The sequence below is a fragment of the Pseudomonas sp. NFX5 genome (genome assembly GCF_049132125.1).
GTDB classification, from domain to species: domain Bacteria; phylum Pseudomonadota; class Gammaproteobacteria; order Pseudomonadales; family Pseudomonadaceae; genus Aquipseudomonas; species Aquipseudomonas marginalis.
In genome coordinates this window covers 274654-292348 of the sequence record NZ_JAFMZG010000032.1, presented here as the reverse complement: position 1 = coordinate 292348, position 17695 = coordinate 274654, and the positions used below count along the sequence as shown (strand labels likewise).

The window sequence follows — 17695 nt, the reverse complement described above, 5'->3', positions numbered from 1 at the left end:
TAAAGCATAAGCAGGCGGCTTATGAATTTGATAGGGAAGTAAAGGCGAAGGATCGCACTAGCGGCTAGACCGGTACCGATCTCGTCACCAAATTTCTGTAGGATACCATTTAGCAATAGGAGCAAAAAACCTACACAAGCCATTGATTTTAATCAATATTCATGAATTAAAATTAGACAATTTTTAGTGCTAAAATCTACCTTCATACTGTAAAACTATTAGCCAGCGAGGATGCTTTGGAAAATCGAATCACTTTGCGCCACCTCGAAGCGTTCCGCGCCATCATGGTGCGCAAGACTGTTACTGGCGCCGCTGAAATGCTCGAGATTACTCAACCTGTAGTAACACGCCTAATCTCTGACCTGGAGGAACGCATCGCTATTCCTCTTTTTACACGTACGAAAGGTCGTCTATTGCCCACAGCAGAGGCCGCGTTATTATTTAAAGACGTTGAGCAGTCGTTGATCGGCATTGAGCGCATAGCTAACGCGGCATCCAATATCAAAGCTTTAAAGATGGGCTATCTGGAAATTGCCGCAGCCCCCAGCATGGCATTGACCTTTCTGCCTCGGGCAATAGCGAGCTTTACGCGTGAGCACCCGGATGCAGTGGTTTCAATGCACATGCATAGCTCGTCGACAGTGCTCGATATGGTTCAGCGCGACCGCTGCGACTTAGGATTTGCGATGTTTCCCATGCAAGCGACTCGCTACAGCAACAGCGAGATTTTGGTATCGGCCAAGATGGCCGGAGTCGTACCGGTAGACCATCGCTTAGCGAGTCGGGAAGTTTTGCATCCAGAGGATTTTGAAGGTGAGAGTTTTATTTCTTACATGCTATTGATGGAGTCGCGTAAGAAAATCGATTCACTGATGCATGGCATCAACAGACGTATGAGTGCTGAAACTCAGGTTTCTTCAGCAATCCTCAAGCTAGCTGAGGCGGGCTTGGGAGTTTCCATTATTGATGCTTTGACGGCGAGCGCCTATACGGGAAACATGCTCAAGTTCATCCCTTTTGAGCCCGCAATCATAGACGACTTTTCTATCGTCATATCGCAACGCAACTCATCCACACTCATCCTCAAGCCGTTCATTGACCATGCCCGGCGAGAGATACGAAAGATGGTGCCTGCGAATCTTATTGTCCGAGGATAGCGCCACCTCCGATACCCAGAACGACGTAATTGGTTGATCACTTGGTCGTGTGCGCATTCAAAGTCATACTCGTTGCCACCCTCGCACCAGAGAGAGCACAAAGTCCCGCTCTCCACAGGAGTCGAGACTTCGTTGCCCTGCATATCGCCTTGCCACTGAAATGGACTGCAGCATGCTGCCTCACGCTGACCCTGACTGTGTTACTCACTAACTCTTCTCGATGCTGCTCAACAAAGGGGGGGCACGCAACGTATCAGAGACGGTCTTGCTGACTAACGACAGTGTATCCACGGCGAGCCAGCCATCGGCCAATCCGGCTAAACTCAGATACAGCCGTTGCGGGAATTGCGTTGCACGTGCTTGGGCGCCACAGTGGCTTTAGCCCACCTCAGTTCTTGCGCAACCGATGTCCAGTTTTCCCGCGTTTAGCGCCCGTACTACACCGGCATGTTCGTACTGGCCCACAGGCGGCATCTAGCCATGGGAACAGATACTAGGACTAACAAGCGAGCGTGGGCAGGTATCGACCAGTGAACAAGCCACCTATACACATCGGCAATAGGCCCTACTACTTGCGTTAAATCAAGCTATCAAGTATCCGCGGAAAAGTGGTGCCCTTGGCTGCAGCCAACTTCAAAGCCATGTTTTGGCGCCTGAGCTGGCAACTCCATACAGATTACAAAGTCCTTCCTTCCACCCAATCGGACAGGCCATTTAACAATAAGCATATTAAAACAACATCAAACGATAGGAAAATGGAATGACTCGCCTAGTTTGAAATCAACATTACCAAAAAAGAAGGAAATAGGCTTACTCCCTGAACCTAACCAAAAATTAACTGTCTGCAAAAATGGTCTACATTGCTTCACCTAAATATCCAGATCGCTGGCATCTGAATTGACAAACCAATACAGGCTACAAGAGTCCATTCTCAACCCAAAAAAACTGGCTCTTGAGCAAATACATGTCGAAACAACATCGAGTAATAGGTAAATGGAATGACCTCGCAAAGCTAAAACCCGAGTAAACAGCCACTGCCATCAGCTGGTTGGTATACAGGTATTCGGCGAGAGGCCTATCCAATAGAAATGGAGGTCCATCGCTATTATGTCCTTTTATGCTTTTAATCCGCATTCCAAAACCTTCTACCGCCCAATCGATGCAGCATTGCGTTGGTGCAATCTCATCCGTTACGAAGCACAGATTGTCCAAGCAACATGGTCTCGTCCCGAGGAACTTGACTCCCTATTTCCGCAATGGCCCTGCTTGCACGCAGCTATCGAAAAAATCTACGACGCAGTACGTAATGGGGAACTGACTTATGGCTGTCTCGGTATTTCGGTTCCCAAGGGAAGTGACATGGAGCCCTTTCAACTGACGATACGCCACTCCGATTTACGCCACTGGATGCAGATTTACTATCCCGATCAGAAGCCTGGCTTTCTGTTTGAATCAGACAGAGAGACTCATGAAAAAGTCAGTATCGGAACCTTCCTTGCGCTACAGGCGGATCGGGATACTCTCCTGCGAGAGCTGAATACGCTACAGCATCACCTCCAAGAGATTTTGGTAGATTTCCGGGCTATCGGACTTGAACGGGACGACCTCAAAGCAATGGTCAAAACGCATGGACAGCTTAGCGAGCGTAGCGAACTCACCTATCAGAATATTATCGGTGCTTTGCTCAATCTCTTCCTAGACCAATCACCTGCTGGTCACCCTCTCTCCGTGTTCAAGAGCCAATCTGCAATCGTCGATGCCGTTATCGCACGCTACAGCGAGGTACCAGGCCTGAGCAAACGAACGCTGGATGAGAAGTTCGCCGCAGCCAATCGCAACCTCAAAAAGAGCAAATAGACCAAGACATTGCATTGCAACACACCCGATTGCAGTGCAATGACGCCCTCCTCTTTCTGTTATTCAATTCAGGTCACTTCCCACCAAGCGCCAATCGGCGCCGGGAGTGGCCAACATGTCCAGCCAATCCTCACCCATCGTTGAAGCACCTCAACTGCAGAGAACGTCACATCATGCGGCGTGACGAGGTGGAGCGTAAAACCGGCTTCAAGCGTGCGCATATTTACAACCTGATGAAGGAAGGGAAATTTCCTCAGGCTAAACGCATTGGATTGCGCGCTGTGGGCTGGGACTCGCTGGAAATCGAGCGTTGGGTCAGCGAGCGCTTGGCGCAGCAGGACTGACGTCATGCGTGTGGTATCGATGGTTTCCACCAAGGGTGGCGTGGGCAAAACAACGGTGACCGCGAATCTCGGCGGTCTTCTGGCAGATGCGGGTCTACGCGTCCTGCTACTGGATCTGGATAGCCAACCCACCCTCTCCAACTATTACGCCTTGAGCCAGAAGGCTGATGCCGGTGCGTACGAGTTCATCGCACTCAACCTAGCTATGCCTGCGCAGATTATTTACAGGACAGTGATTGCAGTGCTTGATCTGATCCTCTCCAACGACGATCAAGGCCGGCTGAGCACCTTGCTGCTGCATGCCCCAGATGGGCGACTGCGGCTGCGCAATCTGCTGGATACCTTTCGCGCCAGGCACGACCTGCTTTTGATCGACACCCAAGGCGCACGCAGCGTGCTGCTGGAGATGGCCATCCTGGCCTCCGATCTCGCCCTCTCTCCCATCCCGCCGGAAATGCTCGTCGCTCGCGAACTGCGCCGCGGCACCTTGAAGCTGCTCAGTGAACTCGAACCGTTCCGCCACCTGGGCATTCCACCACCCCCCTTACGACTGCTACTGAACCAGGTGAATGCCATTCGAGTGGACACCCGGATGATCATCCATAGCCTGCGCGAAACCTTTGCTGGGACTACCAATATCTCGGTTCTAGACACCGTAGTTCCAGACCGGGCGGTGTATCTCAACGCCACCTCACTCGGCCTTCCGGCCCACCGAATCGAGACGCGCCAGTCACGGGAACGACGCTCGCCATCAGCGCTGGAAACCATGCAAGCGCTGGCCATCGAGTTGTTCCCGGAATGGCGCGAAGCGATCTCTTCGGTGAGCCGATGCGTGGAGGTTCAATGAGACGAATCACCAAGCCGGGGCGCGGGCCCGGCAATACCGTATTGTTCAACGGCATCAGCGGTACGCTCGGCGTGGGCGCCGTAGCGCTGGAGCTGGCCATGGGGGTGCGCAAGATTCTCGGGACCGCCAGAAACCAGGAACTGTTCCAGAAAGTCAAAGACCTGGCAGCTCCCGGCAGGATTGAGATCCATACCCTCGGCACCGTGCCGACCCAGCAATGGATCAGCGAGGTCACCCAGGGCGAGGATGTCGACATCGTCATCGACGCGCTGGCCCCTGGTGCGCCGCACGAGAGCCCGACCCAAGCGCTCAAATCCCTGCATCGCGGCGGGCATCTGGTGAACATCGGCGCCATTGCCGGCGACGTGCCCATCGACGTGCACTGGATCATGGACAACGACATCCAGCTCAGCGGTTCGGCGTGTTTCACCACCGGGCAAGGCCAGGCCATGGCCGATATGGTTGAATCCGGCGTGTTGGATCTTTCCTTCTTCGAGCACACCACCTTCAACCTCGCAGACGTCAGCCGCGCGATCTCCGGTATCGAAAACCGCCACGGCGGTTTCAGCAACTATGTGATCTGCCCTTGATTTCTCGCAGCGGGAGGCGCACCTGCTCGCGCTCCCTGCTGCCCTATTGACGCGCTGAGTATTGCTCATGAAGATAAAAAGACTGGTCACCGGACACGAAGAACAGGGTCACTCCGTATTTGTCTCCGACGATTTCGCACCACGCGCTCAGGCCTTTGCCTCGATACCCGGGCACGGCATGGCTCAGCTCTGGACGACACCGGCGATGCCGACCCTCCTCGCCCTGGCAAGCGACCCAACACTGGCGCTGGCGTCACTGATTCCGGCACAGGGCGGCACCAGCATTGCGCTGTTTGACTTCCCACCGGACAGCGTCTGCAGAACCCCATCGACGGTGTCCAGGCCTATGGGGAACTCAGTGCTGCGCTGTCAGGCTTGATCGAAAGCTTCGAACCTGACCATCCCGGCATGCACACCACCGCCACGATAGATTACGGAGTCATTCTGGAAGGTGAGATGTGGCTGGAGTTGGACAACGGCGAAAGTCGCCTCGTAAAAGCCGGTGACATCGTCGTTCAAAACGGCACACGGTACGCCTGGCGCAATAAAAGCGACCGGGTTCTCCGGGCATTATTCGTGATGATCGGTGTTTTACGCCAAAGTGACAGGCCACGTGCATTTCATCTTTCACCTTCTGCCCCAAGGAGTTTTATGGCGACCGCCGTATATCACCTACTCGGTATTTCCGGCAGCTTGCGGTCACAGTAAACCAACACCGTAGTGCTCAAGACCCTTTCCAAACGACTGGGGGAACAAGTGCATATGAGCCTCTTCGCGCTGAATGACATCCCTGCGTACAACTCCGATCTTGAAGCCGATGCACTGCCTGCATCGGTGGATGCACAGAAAGTGGCCATCGCACAGGCCGATGGTCTAATCATCTGCTCGCCCGAATATAACTACGGTATGTCTGGCGTGCTTAAAAACGCGCTGGATTGGGCCTCTCGCCCAGGATTCAATTCACCTCTGAAAAAAACGGTGCTGACAATGACCTCCTCACCCGGGGTGCTCGGCGGAGTGCGTGCCCAGTCCCAACTGCGTGAGACGCTGACAGCCACGCTCTCGCGAGTGATCGACTGCCCGCAGATCGTCATTCCGGGCATCAATCAGAAAATCCGGGAGGGCGAGTTCGAGGATGAGACAACAACTGCGTTTATGATTGCGGCGGTCGAGGATTTGATACGCGAAATCAACCTCTTGGAATAGCGATGCGGAGCAGCAGACATAACGTCGATGAAAAAGGCAATGAAGCAGCGTGGGTGCTCTTGACGTTACTGAAAAACTGCAAATCGTGTTTGGGCTAGACTGCTGCTGTAAATGACCTGCCAAGTTACCCCTAAGAATGAAAAACTTGGGGGGGGGGGGGGGCGATCACGTTAGTGGAACGAGATCACTGAGTATTTCGTCTTGAAGGGGACCTACGTTTTCTGAGATGTTTACGCGTAAAAAACAACTCGTTTAACTGGAAATGAATGACCTCACCGAGTTGGTCAACCGAGGAAATAGCTAGCGTGAATAGATAATTTTGATATAAACAATCGGTGAGAGACCTGCCCATTAGGAATGGAGGTCCGCTACAGATGAGCGTTTATGTTTTCAATCCGAATACGAAAACCTTCTATCGCCCTATAGATACAGCATTGCGCTGGTGCAATCTCATTCGCTACGAAGCCCAAATTAGCCAAGCGGACTGGTCTCGCCCCGAGAACCTTGCAGTCCTATTTCCCCAATGGCCCAATCTTCACATCGCTTTCGAAAGGACTTTAGACGCCATACGCAATGGAGAACTGCCTTATGGATGCCTCAAAACATCAGCGCAGAAAAGCTGAACGCTCTTTTGCAGTCTTAGCACTCTAAGCAGCCAGCGCTTTTTCAGCGGTCTCAATAGTGTGGCGAGTTTCAAACGCCCCCATCTTGGGATAGTACCAATGATTTCATCCGTGACAGGGTTGTGCATCTTGATGGTCTATCCGCTATCTGCAGCGATTCACTCTCCGTCAACGTACGCCTCATCGCGGAGCAACGAAGTCGCTTTAAGCTGCATTTTTGTTCCCCTTGTTTGCTCCAATGATATTCTGAACCAATCGCTCTCTAGGCATATGAAAAAAACTATCGACAACGAACGCATCAGCTCAAACTCGGAACTGATCGATCAACTTCATTTGTTGTGACGACAGGGCGTTGAGCTGACTGCTCACCTGGGCCGACTCGGCTGCTTGGCCTGTCAGGGTTTCAGTGACGCTACGGATTGCTGAGACATTGCGGTTGACCTCCTCGGCCACTGCGCTTTGTTGTTCGGCGGCACTGGCGATCTGCAGGTTCATGTCACTAATTACCGTGATCGCGTCGCTGATGCGGTCCAGAGCCTGCACGGCATGATTGATCTGCCCAGCATTTTCCTGCGCCTTGCCGTGACTGGAATGCATCGTCGCAACCACGCCACGGGTATTGCTCTGTATGCAGTCGATGACTTGGCGAATTTCCTCAACTGAGTCCTGGGTACGTCGGGCGAGGTTGCGTACTTCGTCTGCCACCACCGCGAAACCGCGACCACTTTCGCCGGCACGGGCCGCTTCGATGGCGGCGTTAAGGGCTAACAGATTGGTCTGTTCGGCAATGCTTCGGATCACTTCCAACACCGAACCAATCTGCTCGCTGTTGACCGCTAGAGCTTCGACTTCGCCAACTGCCTTACTCACCTCTTCAGCTAGCGAGTTGATGTCTCGAGTACTGCGCTGAATGATGGCCATTCCGTCCCTGGCCGACTGGCCGGCACCACGGGCTGCACTTGCGGCGCTCGACGCATTGTTGGCAACATCGTGGGCCGTGGCGCTCATTTCGTTAGACGCCGTGGCGACCTGATCGATTTCGCGGAACTGGATCTGCATACCCTCACTGGTCTGGCGGGCGATTGCCGAGGACTGGTCGGCAGTAGCCCGTGCTTCAGTGATGCTTTGTTTGATCTGAGCGATAATTGGCTGCAGCTTGTCTAGAAAGCGGTTAAACCAACTGACCAGTTCGCCAAGCTCATCCTGCTTGTGGTACTTCAGGCGCTGGGTCAAGTCGCCATCGCCACTCGCGATATCCTTGAGCATGGCGGCAACCTGGTTGATCGGGCGAGTGACGCTAGAGGCCGCCAACCACATCAAAAGCAGCCCACCCAGCCCAGCAAGGCTTGCGACTAGAAGGGCCTTGAGGGCTCCAGTGTTCTTCGCGTCATCCAGAATGACCTGCAGTTTTTCAGAGTCGGCCAGCAGTACCTGCTCCGGCAAGTCGATGATCACTGCCCAAGGTTTAGCATCGGGAATCGGTGCGACAGGAAAGACCGCGCGTATTATGTGCCCTTGTTGGAGCACCTGCGATTCTCCGGTGGCAAGCTGCTGTTGCACCTGGCGAGCATCGTCGCCTAAGGCTTCATCCAGGTTTTTGCCAATCATGGCAGCGTCATTGCTGTGGGCCGCAAGTAAGCCAGCATGGGAGGCGATTAGCATGTGGCCGGCGCCCTTGAACAGCTCGCGCTGGGAAACTGCTGCCGAAGCTTGCAATGAGTCCAGCGCGACGTCGATGCCCAGCACACCAAGCACCTTGCCCTCGACCGTGACTGGAACGGTAACAGTAGTCATCATCACCATCTCTTTGCTGGTACCCACAGTGTCGGAATACGGCTCTAGCAAACAGGTGCGTCCACTGTCTTTCGTACAGGTATACCAAATGTTGTTCGGCGTCCCGCTGAGGTTAAGATCAGTTCTCTTCAACGATTTTTCAGCAATGAGGGTGTGTACCGCCGGCCCATTGGCGCGACTCCAATAGCTTGAGAATCGTCCACTGTCATTACCACCACGTGCTAGATCGTTAACGAAGTCGCTATCCCTGCCGTCCAGCGCATTGGGCTCGAAGGATAGCCAAATGCCGAACGCATTAATGTTGCGATCAAAGGTCGTTTTCAGAGCCCGGTCGATTTCTTCACGTATGCTAGCGGCATTCATAGAGCGTACCTGGCCCATGCTCCGTAGATCCCGAACCTGGTCGTTCAATGCATTGAGCACCAATAAGCTTTCGCCAAAGTTCTTCTGTATTGATTCTGCTTTTTCGACGGCAATGGCCCGCAGCAGGTTTTGCACGCTCTGAGTCAGCATGCGTGAGCTGGCATCGCCGACCACCTGATTATTCTGGCGCGATTGATACAGGTTCATGCCAACAACTATCGCCACTACAGCGAGCAGGCACAGCCCGGACAACAGGACAATTTTCAGACGAATTGAAAGCTTGTCGAACATGAGGATTCTCGCGAAAGATGACAAATATTGGACACCCAGGGACATCACACGTAGAGGGAGGACTAAAGATCTTCCAGATAACGACTCAACTCACGTGAGGCTTGATTGCGCCGCCGATTGAGGTCGATAAGCAGCAGAGACTCACTGGTACCTGCTAGGCCTAGCAGGTCACCACAAGCCTCATCGCCCACATCTGTTGCGCAATGTCATTCAGTGCCTCATCCCATGAAATGGCTGCTGCCCTTTTTGGGTTCGTCCGACACATAAGCTGACAAGTCGGCCCGGGTGATCGACCAGTTCTGCGACCACCTTCAATAGCTTAGTGTTTGAACATCACATGCCGAACGACGGTGTAGTCCTCCAGCCCGTACATGGACATGTCCTTGCCATACCCGGACAGTTTCAGACCTCCGTGGGGCATTTCGCTGACCAGCATGAAGTGCGTATTCACCCACGTGCAGCCGTACTGCAAACGTGCGGACAAGCGATGCGCGCGACCGACGTCCGACGTCCAGACCGAAGAGGCCAGGCCGTAGTCCGAATCGTTGGCCCAACCCAGCACCTGCGCTTCATCGGTGAATTTGGTCACCGAGACCACCGGCCCGAACACCTCACGACGAACAATCTCGTCGTCCTGCTGAGCGTCGGCCAACACCGTTGGTTCGAAGAAGAAGCCATTGCCTTCCACGGCCTTGCCGCCAGTGATCAAACGGATGTGCGATTGCGCCACGGCACGCTCGACTAACCCGGCCACGCGGTCGCGGTGTTGCGCGGTGATCAACGGACCGAGCTCGGTCGACGGATCATCCTGCAAGCCGTATTTGATGCTGCTGACCGCTTTGCCGAGTTTCTCGACGAACCTGTCGTAGATGCCTTCCTGCGCGTAGATGCGACATGCGGCAGTGCAATCTTGCCCGGCGTTGTAGAAGCCGAACGTGCGAATGCCTTCCACGGCGGCGTCGATGTCGGCGTCATCGAAGATGATCACCGGGGCCTTGCCGCCCAGTTCCATGTGCATGCGTTTGACGCTGTCGGCGGTGCTGGAAATGATGTTCGAACCGGTGGCGATCGAACCAGTCAACGAAACCATGCGCACTTTCGGGTGCGTGACCAGCGGGCTGCCGACGCTAGGACCACGGCCGAATACCAGGTTGAGCACACCAGCCGGGAATATCTCCGACGCCAACTCAGCCAGACGCAGCGCGGTCAGCGGAGTTTGTTCCGACGGCTTGAGCACCACGGTATTACCGGCAGCCAATGCTGGGGCGATTTTCCAGGCGACCATCATTAGCGGGTAGTTCCACGGCGCGATGGAGGCGATCACGCCGACCGGGTCGCGCCGGATCATCGAGGTGTGGCCGTGCAGGTATTCACCCCCCGCCGAGCCGCTCATGCAACGGCTGGCGCCGGCGAAGAAACGGAACACGTCGGCAATCGCCGGGATCTCATCGTTCAGCGCAGCGTTGTAAGGCTTGCCGCAGTTGTCCGACTCCAGTTTGGCCAGCTCTTCGCCATGGGCTTCGATGGCGTCGGCGAGTTTGAGCAGCAGCAGCGAGCGTTCTTTCGGGGTGGTTTGCGACCAGCTTTCAAAGGCGCTATCTGCGGCGCGCACCGCCGCATCTACCTGGGCTTCGCTGGCTTCGTTTATTTCCGTTAAGACACGTCCCAGCGCAGGGTTGAACACTGGTTGGGCGGGGCCTTCGCCGTCGACCAATTGGCCGTTGATCAAGAGTTTGGTTTGCATGGCTTTATCCTCATCGACGCAATTCTTGTTTTCCGCGCGGGCGTGCTTGCCCGCGATGGCGTCTCTGAAAACGCCAAACGCATCGCAAGCAAGCTCGCACAAAGGGGATAGTTGTTATCAGTTACTGTTCTATTTACCGCCACTACCCGCAACACTTTCGCCGCCACGGGTCAGGTAATAGGCGCCGAGAATCGGCAACATGGTCACCATCATCACCAGCATCGCGACGACGTTGGTCACCGGCACGTCGCGTGGGCGGCTGAGCTGGTTGAGCAGCCACAGTGGCAGGGTACGTTCGTGGCCGGCGGTGAAGGTGGTGACGATGATCTCGTCGAAGGAAAGCGCAAACGCCAGCATGCCGCCGGCCAGCAAGGCCGAACCAAGACTCGGCAGGACGATGTAGCGGAAAGTCTGCCAACCGTCGGCACCGAGGTCCATCGAGGCTTCGATCAAACTGTGCGAGGTGCGACGCAACCGGGCGATGACGTTGTTGTAAACGATCACCACACAAAAGGTCGCGTGGCCGACGATGATGGTGAACATCCCGGGCTCGATCCCCAGTGTCTTAAAGGTCGCCAGCAACGCGATCCCGGTAATGATCCCCGGCAGGGCAATTGGCAAAATCAGCATCAGCGAGATGCCTTGCTTGCCGAAGAACTCCCGACGGTACAACGCCGCCGATGCGAGTGTGCCGAGGACCATCGCAATCAATGTCGCAATGGCGGCGATTTGCGCCGAGAGCTTGATCGCCTCCAGTACGTCGGGGCGCGAAAACGCCACGCTGAACCAGTGCAGGGTGAAGCCCTTGGGCGGAAAGCTGAACGCCGCTTCTTCGGTGTTGAAGGCGTAGAGGAAGATGATCAGGATCGGGAAGTGCAGAAACACCAACCCGCCCCACGCGGCGATTTTTAGGCCCAGGGAGGCCTGGTCGCCCTGTTTGATTGGCTTAGAGCGCATCGAAGGCCCCCATGCGTTTAACGATGGTCAGGTAAATGGCGATCAGCACAATCGGCACCAGCGTGAACGCGGCGGCCATCGGCATGTTGCCGATCGCGCCTTGCTGGGCGTAGACCATGCTGCCGACGAAGTAGCCCGGCGGGCCCACCAGTTGCGGCACGATGAAGTCGCCCAAGGTCAGCGAGAACGTGAAGATCGAACCGGCCGCAATGCCCGGTATCGACAGCGGCAAAATCACCTGCATAAACGTCTGGCGCGGCTTGGCGCCCAAGTCGGCCGAGGCTTGCAACAGTGACGGCGGCAGACGTTCCAGCGAGGCCTGGATCGGCAGGATCATGAACGGAAGCCAGATGTAGACGAACACCATGAACCTGCCCAGGTGCGAGGTCGACAAGGTGCTACCACCCACGCCGGGAATGCCAAGGACAAATTGCAGCACAGGCTCCAGTCCCAAGTGCTGAACGAACCACTGCGCCACGCCACCCTTGGCCAGCAGTAAGGTCCAGGCATACGCCTTGACGATGTAACTGGCCCACATCGGCATCATCACCGCGATGTAGAAAAAAGCCTTGGTCTTGCCAGTGGTGTAACGCGCCATGTAGTAGGCAATCGGGAACGCGACGATGGCGCTGGCGATCGACACGACAATCGCCATGCTAAGCGTGCGCAGGATGATGTCGAAGTTCGAAGGCTGAAACAGTGCGGCGAAGTTCGCCAGGGTCAGGTCAGGGGTGACCGCCATGGTGAAGTCATCGAAGGTGTAGAAACCTTGCCACAACAATACCAACAACGAGCCGAGGTAGATCGCGCCGAACCACAACAGCGGCGGCACCAGCAGCAGCGACAAATAGAAGTTGGGCCGGCGATACAGCAGGTTGGAAAACCGGCGCAACGGCGAGCCGATGGCTGACGATTGAGAGATAGCCAAGGTGTTCATGTCACACCCCGCCTGCAACATTGTCGTGCAGCGGGATCATCGCCTCGCGCGCCCAGCGTGCGCTGATGCGCTGCCCGGTCTGATGCCGGGCGCTGGTGTCCAACCACTGACTGTTAGCCTGGCTGATGCTCAGGGTCTGGCCGTTTTCCAGTTTCACTTCATAGCGCGTGGCGCTGCCTTGGTATTGGATGTCATGCAGCAAGCCGCTGACTTCGATCTCATGGCTGGCCAACGAACCTTCGGCGAAACGCACGTGTTCCGGGCGAATCGAAAACGGCTGAGGATTGCCGCTCAACTGCTTCGCCAGATCGCCGCGAATCACGTTGGAGGTGCCGACGAACTCGGCAACAAACGTGGTCGCTGGCTTCATGTACAGGTTGCGCGGGGTGTCGACCTGTTCGATTCGACCCTTATTGAACACCGCCACACGGTCGGACATCGACAGCGCTTCGGTCTGGTCGTGGGTCACGAAGATAAAGGTGATGCCGAGTTGGCGTTGCAGCTTTTTCAGCTCACTTTGCATCTGCTCGCGCAGCTTCAGGTCCAGTGCGCCGAGGGGTTCGTCGAGCAGCAGTACACGTGGACGGTTGACCAAGGCGCGGGCCAAGGCCACACGCTGGCGCTGACCGCCGGAGAGTTGCACTGGCTTGCGCTCGCCATAGCCGCCGAGGGCGACCATGTCTAGGGCTTCTTCGGCGCGCTTCAGGCGTTCAGCCTTGCCGACGCCTTTGACTTTCAAACCGTAGGCGACGTTGTCGCGAACGTTCATGTGCGGGAACAGCGCGTAATCCTGGAACACGGTGTTCACGTCACGTTGATACGGCGGCAACCCGGCGGCTTCTTCGCCATGAATGCGGATCGAGCCTGCACTCGGTTGTTCAAAACCGGCGATCAGACGCAGACAGGTGGTTTTGCCCGAGCCGGAAGGGCCGAGCATGGAAAAAAACTCACCGTCCTGGATGTCGATGGAAACCCGGTCAACGGCTTTCACTTCGCCAAACTGACGGGAAACGTGAGTGAATTGGACTGCAAGCGTCATGGTGCGGTGCTCCAAAAAGGCGCGGGCCGTCGCAGCGGCCCTGCCTGGACTTCTGAAAAATCTGTAATCGAGATCGTGTATGTGTGGCTGGAATACTTATCGTGGCGAGGAGGATTTCCCCCTCAGGACAAAAGCTCCTTTGCCACAGAGACTCTGTGTTAACGACCGCCCATAATCGCGATGTAGTCCTTAGTCCAGCGGCTGTACGGCACGAAATTACCGCCTTCTGCCTGCGGGGTTTTCCAGAAAGCGATTTTTTCGAACTGGTCGAAACCGTTGGTCTTGCAGCCTTCGGCGCCAAGCAGTTCGCTCTCCTTGCACGCCGCCGGAACCGCTGGCAACGAGCCGAACCATGCGGCGACGTCACCCTGGACTTTCGGTTGCAGTGACCAATCCATCCACTTGTAGGCGCAGTTCGGGTGCTTGGCCTCAGCGTGCAGCATGGTGGTGTCAGCCCAGCCGGTGGCACCCTCTTTCGGGATGGTCGAAGCGATCGGTTGCTTCTCGTTCATCAGGCCGTTTACCTGATACGGCCAGGCGCTGGACGCGACCACGCCTTCGTTTTTGAAGTCACTCATCTGCACGGTGGTGTCGTGCCAGTAGCGGTGAATCAGCGGCTGCTGGGCGCGTAACAGATCGAGCACGGCCTTGTATTGGGTTTCGGTCAGCTCGTACGGGCTCTGGATGCCCAATTCCGGCTTAGTGGTTTTCAGGTACAGCGCGGCGTCAGCGATGTAGATCGGACCGTCATACGCCTGAACGCGCCCCTTGTTCGGCTTGCCGTCCGACAGGTTTTGCGCGTCGAACACCACGTTCCAGCTGGTCGGCGCGGTTTTGAACACGTTGGTGTTGTACATCAGCACATTCGGCCCCCACTGATACGGGGTGCCGTAAGTCTGTTTGTTGACCACGTACCACGGTGCATCTTTGAGGCGCGGGTCGATGTTCTTCCAGTTCGGGATCAACGCGGTATTGATCGGCTGCACACGCTTGCCAACGATCAATCGCAACGACGCATCGCCCGACGCGGTGACCAGGTCGTAGCCGCCCTTGGCCATCAAGCTCACCATCTCGTCGGAGGTCGCGGCGGTCTTGACGTTGACCTTGCAGCCGGTTTCTTTCTCGAAACCGGTGACCCAGTCATAGGCCTTGTCGCTCTCGCCACGTTCGATATAGCCCGGCCAGGCGACGATATCCAACTGACCTTCGCCGGCACCGACGGCTTTCAGCGGTTCGGCGGCCTGGATACTGGCACTGGCCAGCAGCGCGGTGGTGATTGCACTGAACAGTACAGTTTTGTGCACAAACATGGGTTTCCCTCTTCTTTAATTATGGTCGGGGCAGTTTTTTGAACATGGCGAAGCTGGCCTTGTCGGCTCGTTGTTAAGGTATTGTGGTTATTTCAGGTCGTTGCCGTGGCGGGCCATGATGTGCCGTACCACGCTGTAGTCTTGGAGCGAATCACTGGATAAATCTTTGCCGTAACCCGAGCGCTTTAAACCGCCGTGGGGCATCTCGCTGACCAGCATGAAATGGCTGTTGATCCAGGTGCAGCCGTACTGCAGCCGCGCTGCCACCTGCATCGCCTTGTCCAGGTTCTGGGTCCACACGGACGACGCTAGGCCGTACTCCGAGTCATTGGCCCAGCCCACCGCTTGCTCTAGCTCGTCGAAGCGGGTCACGGTGACCACCGGCCCGAACACTTCGCGCTGAACGATTTCATCGCTCTGCTTGCACCCGGCCAGTAGGGTCGGCTGGTAATAGAAACCGGCACCGGAATGAGCTGCCGCACCAGTGATGCGTTCGATGTGCGGTTCGGCCAAGGCACGCTCAACAAAACTGGCCACACGATCACGTTGGCGAGTGCTGATCAGCGGCCCCATTTCATTATCGACATCGCGCTTACCGGCAAAGCGTAAGCTACTGACCGCCGCACCGAGGTCAGCCACCAGCTTGTCGTGAATGCCGGCCTGGGCATAGATCCGACAAGCAGCGGTGCAGTCCTGCCCAGCATTGTAGTAACCATAGTTGCGCACCCCCTCGATCACGGCTTGAAGGTCAGCGTCATTGCAGACAATCACCGGAGCCTTGCCGCCGAGTTCGAGGTGGGTGCGTTTGAGGGTTTTTGCAGCGGCCTGCAAGATTTTCTGCCCCGTGACGATGTCACCAGTCAGGGAAACCATGCGTACTTTAGGATGACTGACCAAGTGGCTGCCGACGTCTTCACCGCCCCCGCAGATAACGTTTATCACGCCCCGCGGCAGGATCTCAGCCAGTGCCGTCGCCAGGGCCAGAATCGACAGCGGTGTGTGCTCGGAAGGCTTAAACACCAGGGTATTGCCGGCAGCCAGGGCCGGGGCGATTTTCCACGCGGCCATCATGATTGGGTAATTCCACGGCGCAATAGATGCCACAACACCAATCGGATCGCGTCGGACCATGCTGGTGTAGCCCGGCAAGTACTCGCCGCTCAACTGCCCGGTCTGGCAGCGCACCGCGCCAGCGAAAAAGCGAAACACATCAACGGTGGCGCTCAAATCATCCTGACGGGCCAGGTGCAACGGCTTTCCACAGTTCAGGGACTCCAGCCTTGCCAGACCGTCAGCCTGCTTCTCTATGGCATCCGCAATCGCCAACAGCACAGAGGCCCGTTGCTGCGGCGTGGTTCGCGACCAACTGGGGAAAGCCCGGTATGCGGCGAAGATAGCCGATTCGACCTGCTCAGTGCTTGCGCCAGCTATATGAGTCAACACCTCGCCGGTCGCTGGATTGACGATGGGTTCGACGAAGCCTTCTCCTGCGACTAACTGGCCGTCAATTAACAAGGTGGTTATTAGTGGCGCCATCACTGGAAGACCTCATAAGTTACCGCTCCGCTCGAGGCTTGGTGAGCGCGGTTATGAAGAGCGAGGGTATGGAAATCGTTCCCTCTTGCCTAATTCGAAATACACAAGGGTGCCTTCTGGAAAACTGATAGCTAACGTCCGTAAGGCTTCTCCCGAACGACCTCTAGGAACAAATCGACTAACTCTGATCGAGCACTGCCTCGACGCCAGGCAAGGCCGACATCTAAAGTCTGGGTCAAGTCTGCCAATGGACGGCCTTCAACAATGTCCCCCTCCAGCGACCAGGGCCGATAGGTCATGTCCGGCTGAATGGCAACTCCGAGGCCCGCTGCCACTAGGCTTCTTACAGCTTCAGTCGAAGCCGTACGCAGGGTTACGAGAGGCTGCAGTTGGGCGCTCGACCACATGCGCCTGGCATTTATCTCCATCTCGTCAATGCAAAGCTGAATCAACGGCTCCTTGGCGACATCGGCCATATGGAGACTATCGCACGCGAGGAGCGGGTGCCGGGGGGGGAGCCATAAACGGAAGGGCGATTGCGTGAGCACCTCGCACTGTAGGGCCTGGCGATCTTCGAGATTCGACACGATGAGGACCCCAACGTCGACCTCACCGCTGACTAATAGATGCTCAATGTAAGGCCTCTCATCTTCCATGACGCTGATACCAACGTTGGGGAAGGCGCGCTGAAAACGGGTGAGAAGGTCTGCCAGGTAGTAGCCTGCTACTAAGCTGGTCACGCCAATGATCAAGTGCCCCCCGACTTGTTCGGTGCTTTGCTGCAGGCTGCGTTTGGCATTTTCCACTGTGGCGAGAATAAGGTGTGACTGACGCAAAAATTGATGCCCCTGATGGGTCAGCGTCATACCTTTGGCATGACGGCTAAATAGGCTTACGCCTATTTCCTCCTCAAGCTTTTGCACCGCGAGCGTAAGAGTGGATTGAGAGATGAATACTGCTTGGGCTGCTGCGGAAATCGACCCCGTCTCCGCGACGGCGATGAAATACCGAATCTGCCGCAAACTCATCATAGGCAAGCCTCAACCAAAGGTGGTCCAACGAAACCTATCCCGGGGCTATAAATTTTCTCCAGGGAACAT

At 56.0% G+C, this 17695-nt stretch carries 13 protein-coding genes and 3 pseudogenes; 7 read left to right on the top strand and 9 right to left on the bottom strand.

Annotation, left to right across the window (positions count from 1 at the left end; genetic code table 11):
* Positions 1-236: 236 nt before the first annotated feature.
* The 7 genes and pseudogenes from J1N02_RS23990 to J1N02_RS23960 all read left to right on the top strand — a co-directional run bounded on the left by J1N02_RS23990 (position 237) and on the right by J1N02_RS23960 (position 6001).
* Entirely contained in the window at positions 237-1157 is a 921-nt protein-coding gene (locus J1N02_RS23990) for a LysR substrate-binding domain-containing protein (RefSeq protein ID WP_421147883.1), read from the top strand.
* 1107 nt (positions 1158-2264) lie between these two features.
* Positions 2265-3014, top strand: coding sequence for a hypothetical protein (locus J1N02_RS23985; RefSeq protein WP_421147882.1), 750 nt, complete (start codon positions 2265-2267; stop codon positions 3012-3014).
* 115 nt (positions 3015-3129) lie between these two features.
* A pseudogene (locus J1N02_RS23980) lies at positions 3130-3358 on the top strand (AlpA family phage regulatory protein).
* Positions 3359-3362: 4 nt separating this feature from the next.
* Entirely contained in the window at positions 3363-4205 is an 843-nt protein-coding gene (locus tag J1N02_RS23975; RefSeq protein WP_421147881.1) for a ParA family protein, read from the top strand.
* Positions 4202-4795 carry a zinc-binding dehydrogenase gene (locus J1N02_RS23970; RefSeq protein ID WP_421147880.1) on the top strand — a complete coding sequence of 198 codons (594 nt, stop codon included), beginning with the start codon at positions 4202-4204 and terminating at the stop codon, positions 4793-4795. The genes J1N02_RS23975 and J1N02_RS23970 overlap by 4 nt, the downstream gene beginning before the upstream one ends.
* A 408-nt stretch (positions 4796-5203) precedes the next feature.
* Positions 5204-5503: a cupin domain-containing protein gene (locus tag J1N02_RS23965; RefSeq protein ID WP_421147879.1), complete on the top strand. Its 300-nt coding sequence runs from the start codon at positions 5204-5206 to the stop codon at positions 5501-5503.
* A gap of 12 nt (positions 5504-5515) precedes the next feature.
* A complete protein-coding gene (locus tag J1N02_RS23960; RefSeq protein WP_421147878.1) occupies positions 5516-6001 on the top strand; it encodes an NADPH-dependent FMN reductase in 486 nt (161 codons plus the stop codon).
* Between the two features lie 926 nt (positions 6002-6927).
* Here J1N02_RS23960 and J1N02_RS23955 read toward each other — a convergent pair.
* The 9 genes and pseudogenes from J1N02_RS23955 to J1N02_RS23915 all read right to left on the bottom strand — a co-directional run.
* Positions 6928-7455, bottom strand: a pseudogene (locus tag J1N02_RS23955) (methyl-accepting chemotaxis protein); the annotation flags it as partial.
* A gap of 330 nt (positions 7456-7785) precedes the next feature.
* Positions 7786-8781 (bottom strand): annotated as a pseudogene (locus J1N02_RS23950) (HAMP domain-containing protein); the annotation flags it as partial.
* Between the two features lie 610 nt (positions 8782-9391).
* Positions 9392-10816: a gamma-aminobutyraldehyde dehydrogenase gene (locus J1N02_RS23945; protein ID WP_421147877.1), complete on the bottom strand. Its 1425-nt coding sequence runs from the start codon at positions 10814-10816 to the stop codon at positions 9392-9394.
* Between the two features lie 129 nt (positions 10817-10945).
* Entirely contained in the window at positions 10946-11773 is an 828-nt protein-coding gene (locus J1N02_RS23940) for an ABC transporter permease (protein WP_108574865.1), read from the bottom strand.
* Complete coding sequence (locus J1N02_RS23935; protein ID WP_108574864.1) at positions 11763-12710, bottom strand: ABC transporter permease; 948 nt, start codon at positions 12708-12710, stop codon at positions 11763-11765. The genes J1N02_RS23940 and J1N02_RS23935 overlap by 11 nt, the downstream gene beginning before the upstream one ends.
* Position 12711: 1 nt before the next feature.
* Positions 12712-13749: an ABC transporter ATP-binding protein gene (locus tag J1N02_RS23930; RefSeq protein ID WP_421147876.1), complete on the bottom strand. Its 1038-nt coding sequence runs from the start codon at positions 13747-13749 to the stop codon at positions 12712-12714.
* Positions 13750-13907: 158 nt separating this feature from the next.
* Positions 13908-15059 carry a putative ABC transporter substrate-binding protein YdcS gene (ydcS, locus tag J1N02_RS23925; protein WP_421147875.1) on the bottom strand — a complete coding sequence of 384 codons (1152 nt, stop codon included), beginning with the start codon at positions 15057-15059 and terminating at the stop codon, positions 13908-13910.
* A gap of 87 nt (positions 15060-15146) precedes the next feature.
* Positions 15147-16595: a gamma-aminobutyraldehyde dehydrogenase gene (locus tag J1N02_RS23920; RefSeq protein WP_421147907.1), complete on the bottom strand. Its 1449-nt coding sequence runs from the start codon at positions 16593-16595 to the stop codon at positions 15147-15149.
* Positions 16596-16726: 131 nt separating this feature from the next.
* Positions 16727-17626, bottom strand: a complete 900-nt coding sequence (locus J1N02_RS23915) for a LysR family transcriptional regulator (protein WP_421147874.1) — start codon at positions 17624-17626, stop codon at positions 16727-16729.
* Between the last annotated feature and the right edge of the window lie 69 nt (positions 17627-17695).